Source organism: Rickettsia australis str. Phillips, from assembly GCF_000273745.1.
Lineage (GTDB): Bacteria > Pseudomonadota > Alphaproteobacteria > Rickettsiales > Rickettsiaceae > Rickettsia > Rickettsia australis.
Genome location: NZ_AKVZ01000037.1, coordinates 1 through 5663, shown reverse-complemented (window position 1 = coordinate 5663; position 5663 = coordinate 1). Strand labels below are relative to the sequence as shown.

Here is a 5663-nt window from a genome sequence, read left to right as displayed (position 1 = left end):
CTTCTTTAGCTTTTTCTGCGATTTCAGGGGTTGAAATGCTAAATAAATTTACAAGAGTTTTTTCGTCAGCTCCTTGGTTGGCGTATGATTCGGTTAATATTTGACGTATAACATTTGTAAGATCAGCTTGTCTTGTTATAAGCTGATCCTGTAAATCATCAGCTTTTTTACCTCCTGTCTCAGTTCTATATTCTGCATATAGTTTTGCATAAATTGTCTCTGGATCACTTCTTTCTGTGCTTGTTGCACTAGAAGCGGTAGGTTGTAGCAATACTTTTGGTTGAACAGTAGTATTACGAGTAAACTGAGTATATAATGAATGTATGTGAGAATATTCTGCTTGTAACTTATTTAAATCAAAATTGTTAGAGTTGCTAATAAAGCCTTGAGAATTTAATGGAGGAGGTGGTGGTTGCATACTCCCATTTAGCGGTAGAGGCGGCGGATTTGGAATACCACCATTTAGTGGTAGAGGTGGTGGATTCGGCATGCCGCTTTGTGTTTGTTCTAAATTATTTGCATTATTACCTACGGCTAATCCTAAAATTTTATTGGTTTCATTGGTTAGTGCATTATTATCGGATAATATTACTTTAATTACTGAATTTAATGCTTGTTTATTTACTGACTTGGCTAGTTTAATCATATCGTCTTTAGTTAAACTATCTATTATTAGTCCTTGATTTTTTAGTTCTATATTTATTGCTGCTACTATTTTCGGTGTTAAAATATATTCGCTTTTTACAATATATGATTGCATTTTATTTTTTAACTCTAATTGCAGAGCTAAAAATTTTTCTACTAAACTCTTATCTTTACTTGCTGCTAGTTTGATAAGATCTAATCGTGCCTTTTCTTCAAATTGACTATTAGATATATTTCGCGTTGCATAGTCTTTAATTCTTTCAGCAAATTTAGTTTTTTCTTCAGAAGAACTATTTTCTAATAATTCTTTTAGAATAGGTCTATTTGTAACGTCAATATTGGTCTTGAAATCTAATTGTCCCCTATCGTTGCTAAATAATACCCTTTGAATAGTATCATCATTAAAATCACTTAATATAGTAGTTACTGCTTCTTTTTTATAACTACTATCTACTTTAAGATTTAATGCTGCTATAGGATCTGTTTTAATAAGATTTTCAAATGCTCCAATATTTTCTTCTTGTTGTATTATTCTATTTATATTGTGTTGAGACTGCGTTAAATTACCCTTACTTTCTTTATTATTAAAGTGAGCTTTAAAAGTACTTATAGGATCAAAAAAATAGGATTGTTTCTCTTTTCTACCCGTGGGAACTCCCGAAGATGTTCCTGTAGTATTTGCACCTTGATTTGACATATACCAATTATCACTTTTGGTCTCGCTCTTTTTTTTTGAGCCTCCGGCAGACGGTTTAGTAGTATCATTGTTATTTAACAGCTGGTTTGCATTTATTCCCTCTGTTATTTGCTGTATATAAGAATTTGCTTTTATTGTCCCTATCTTAAATTCTTTCTTTAATTCTTCAACTTTAGGGATAATATTATTATCTATATAGTATGCTTTTTTATTAAGCATTTTCTGAGTTGCTATTGATGCAATATAGTTTGTTGCCTCACCTTTATCAGCACCAAACTTCTGCTCTAGTTCTTTTTCTGTAGGAATACTATTAGCAGCTATATATTGTGGCTTTTCTTTGTCCATAACTTTAAGTCTTATTGACTTAATATAGCCATCTCTATTATCATCACGAGATATACCAAACCTATTTTTTAACTCTTTTTCTGTAGGAATATGGCTATCCGCTATATATTGTCCTTTTGCGTTTTCCATAATTTCAGTTCTTATTGATACCACAAAAGATTCTGCATCATCTTGATCCATGTTAAGAGCAGTCTTTACTTCTTTTATTTCAGGGATAATATTATTATCAATATAATGTTTGTATTTAATATCTCTGTTTATTGAGCTGATATATAGATCGATTAACGCTTGTTTGTCTTTTTCTGCACGACGTACCTTTTGATCTTTTTCTACATTGTTGTCTATTTTGCTAGGGTCATAACTTATTCCAAGATTTGTTGCTGCTTCCATATCTGTAGGAACTATGCCTTGCTTAATATATTCTTGTTTTTTTGTATCAAAATACTGTTGTTTTATTCTTTCGATGTATAATAAAATTTCAGCTCTTGCTTGTCTTGCTTTATGTCTAGTTTTATCTAAAAAACTTGATAAATCTGTTTCCTTATACTTTATTCCTAGATCATCTTGTGCTTGAGTCAAACTAGGAATTAAGTTTGCTTCTTGCCATTTTTTGATTTTTTCATTTAGAGTAAAATCCTTCCAAATATTTTGTTGCTGTTTTGAATTGTGCTTTTGCCATGTCGGGGTTTTACTAACTAAATCCTTAAAGCTTGCCGCTCTAGCACTTGTACTTAAAAAGCTACTAGTCAATAAACAGATTGACATGAAAAAAGTTAAAACATATTTTTTTGAGTAGGAATTTTGTAATTTCATTCAAACCTCGATCAGTTATTATTTTTTTAAATATAAATGAGGCGGATCATATGATACATATTAATTTATGTAAATTATTAATTGTTAATTTATGTTAACTAATAAATTTTTTAACCAAAATGTGCTTAATACATCACATACTAATGGCATCTTACTAATAGCATCTTAATTTTTGGTAAATAAAATATGCAAATGCAATTTCACTTATATAACACTCTTAGCCGTACTAAAGAGGTTTTTAATCCTCAAGATCAAGCTAACATAAAAATGTATGTATGCGGACCGACTGTTTATGATAATCCTCATATAGGCAATAGTAGATCGGTAGTAGTATATGATTTACTTTATCGTATAGTTATAAAAATATTCGGCAGTAGAGCAGTAAAATATGTACGCAATATTACCGATGTTGACGATAAAATTATTGATAGAGCTGAACTACTTGGCATTACTATTAATGAGTTGACTGATAAAGTTACACAAGAGTTTCATAAAAATATGGCATATTTAGGTTGCATGCTACCGAGTATTGAGCCGAAAGCTACAGAGCATATTGATGTAATGATCGAAATAATAGAACGCTTAATAGCAAAAGATCATGCATATATTATAGATAATCATGTTTATTTTGATGTTTTATCAGCTCCAAATTATACGGAATTATCTAACCGAAATTTAGAAGAAATGTTTGAGGGAGTGCGTATAGAAAACAGCAAAACCAAAAAGCATCCACAGGATTTTGTATTATGGAAACCGGCAAAGCCAAATGAATCCGCAAATATGAATTTTGAAAGTCCTTGGGGGTTTGGTCGTCCTGGATGGCATATTGAATGTTCAGCCATGAGCTACAAATATTTAGGTGAGAATTTTGATATTCACGGTGGCGGAGCAGATTTAATCTTCCCGCATCATACTAATGAAATTGCACAAAGTAGATGTGCTTTTCCGGATTCTACCTATGCTAAATATTGGATACATCATGGCTTTCTAACGGTGAACGGTGAGAAAATGAGTAAATCTCTCGGTAATTTTATTACCGTAAGGGATTTAATGGATAAAAAAATTTCAGGAGAGGTAGTAAGATTATTCTTATTAAGTAGCCATTATAGGCGTCCACTTGATTATAATGATAAAGCTATAGAAGATGCTAAAAAGACTTTAGATTATTGGTATAGAGCCATAGAAAATATTAATGTACAAAAAATAAATTTACCTCACAATTTTATGCAAAGCTTACTTGATGACATGAATACGCCGCTTGCCGTTAAAATAATTAATGACTATGCTAAAGGTGTTTTTATTTCTAAAACTGAAAAAGAAAGGCAGCTTAACGCCTCTGTTATTATTACTTGTGCTAATTTTATTGGTTTAATGAATAAGACACCCCATGAGTGGTTTAATAGCGGTGTGGATGAACTCTATATGAATGAGCTTGTAAATAAGCGTTTGAAAGCAAAAAAACAAAAAAATTGGTTATTAGCCGATCAAATTCGTAACCAGTTATTAGAGGAAAAAATAATTCTAGAAGATAAACCTGATGGTACTACTATTTGGCGAAAAGAATAAAAGCTTGTAAATTATGCAATATACGTATATAGTTTGTAGGCTTATTGTAGAACGTCATTGCAAGGAAATTATGTAATAATTGACGCAGCAATCTCAGGATATTGTAATGAGATTGCCGAGCAGCCGTAGGGCTGCTCGCAATGACGGTTATGCAAAACTTAAGCAAAAAATTCACACGTAAGATATATGTTAGTTCATGTATAGAGCTGTCATACTAGTGCCTTGATCACGGCATCTAGTAAATATATGATAATAAGTTGTTTTGGGATCCTGTGGTCAAGCCACGGGATGACAAATATGCACAATATCTTACGGAGGTATAAACTAACAATTAGGAGCATTTAAAAATGTCAAACATATTATCTGTTAACATTAAAGAATTATTGGATGCAGGAGTGCATTTCGGTCATAAGACTTCACGTTGGAATCCTAAAATGGCGTCTTATATATATGGTGAACGTGATGATGTTCATATAATCGATTTAAGACAAAGCGCCGCTTTAATGAGTGTTGCTTTGAATACAATATATGAAACTGTAAAAAAAGACGGTAAAATATTATTTGTAAGTACTAAAATACAGGCCAGTGATATTATAGCGGAATATGCCGAAAAATGCGGACAATATTACGTAAATCATAGATGGCTTGGCGGTATGCTAACTAACTGGAAAACTATTGCGGGTTCAATAGAAAAACTAAATAAGTTAGAAAAAACCTTAGAAAATGAAGAAGCACTTATGGGTTATACTAAGAAAGAGATACTCGATATGAGCCGTAAGAAAGAGAAGTTACTTCTATCTCTTGCTGGTATTAGAAATCTTAATTCTAAACCTGATCTTCTAGTAGTTATTGACACTAATAAAGAGCATATCGCAATTAATGAAGCGGTAAAGCTTAATGTTCCTATAGTTGCAGTAGTCGATACTAATTCTAATCCTGATAATATAGATTATCCAATTCCGGGTAATGACGATTCTATAAGGTCAATAAGACTTTATTGTAGTTTATTTGCAGATGCAGCATTACAAGGACTTGAAGAATCAATGAAAGCTTCAGGGGTTGATATGGGTGCTATGCAGGAGCATACAGATAAGGCGTTAACTGCTAAAAATGTTTCTAAATTAAAACAAGCTAAAAAATTCTCTAAAACAAAAAATATTGATGAAGAGACAAGTACAGAATTTGAGCAAGCATTAAATGATACCGATGAAAATAAAAATTCTGATAATGCATAAATGTTGTTGTGTAGATTGAAGAACCTACTCGATGTCATCCCCGCGTAGGCGGGGATCCAGAAAAATAATTTTAATATTAATATAGACTCTACATAATTTTATAGAATAAAAGCTAAAAGTTTTTATCTGTTTTACTGGATTCCCGCCTACGCGGGAATGACATAAAGAGCAATTTCCATAGCTCAGACGATTAGGTATCTACTACACCCCAAATCAAATATAATAATTAAGGAGAAAGTAAGGTATGAGTGGAATAAATATAAGTGCTGTAGCGGTTAAAGAATTAAGAGAAAAAACCGGTGCAGGTATGATGGACTGCAAAAAAGCATTAATAGAAACCAGCGGTAATTTTGAAGAAGCTA

2 protein-coding genes and 2 pseudogenes are annotated in these 5663 nt (G+C 31.9%); 3 read left to right on the top strand and 1 reads right to left on the bottom strand.

Features of this window, described 5'->3' with window-relative positions; all coding sequences use genetic code 11:
* Positions 1 to 2500 (bottom strand): annotated as a pseudogene (locus tag A452_RS0106920) (autotransporter outer membrane beta-barrel domain-containing protein); the annotation flags it as partial.
* Positions 2501 to 2692: 192 nt separating this feature from the next.
* Between A452_RS0106920 and cysS the strand changes: the two are divergent.
* The 3 genes and pseudogenes from cysS to A452_RS10610 all read left to right on the top strand — a co-directional run.
* On the top strand, positions 2693 to 4066 hold the full coding sequence (gene cysS, locus A452_RS0106915) for a cysteine--tRNA ligase (protein WP_193427894.1): 1374 nt from the start codon (positions 2693 to 2695) through the stop codon (positions 4064 to 4066).
* Positions 4067 to 4413: 347 nt separating this feature from the next.
* Positions 4414 to 5301 carry a 30S ribosomal protein S2 gene (gene rpsB, locus A452_RS0106910; protein WP_014412120.1) on the top strand — a complete coding sequence of 296 codons (888 nt, stop codon included), beginning with the start codon at positions 4414 to 4416 and terminating at the stop codon, positions 5299 to 5301.
* Between the two features lie 244 nt (positions 5302 to 5545).
* Positions 5546 to 5663: pseudogene (locus A452_RS10610) on the top strand (translation elongation factor Ts); the annotation flags it as partial.

What these genes read in the sequence shown, in the direction of transcription:
- cysS (WP_193427894.1), top strand. Translation starts at nt 2,693, where the DNA reads ATGCAATTTCACTTATATAACACTCTTAGCCGTACTAAAGAGGTTTTT.
- rpsB (WP_014412120.1), top strand. Translation starts at nt 4,414, where the DNA reads ATGTCAAACATATTATCTGTTAACATTAAAGAATTATTGGATGCAGGA.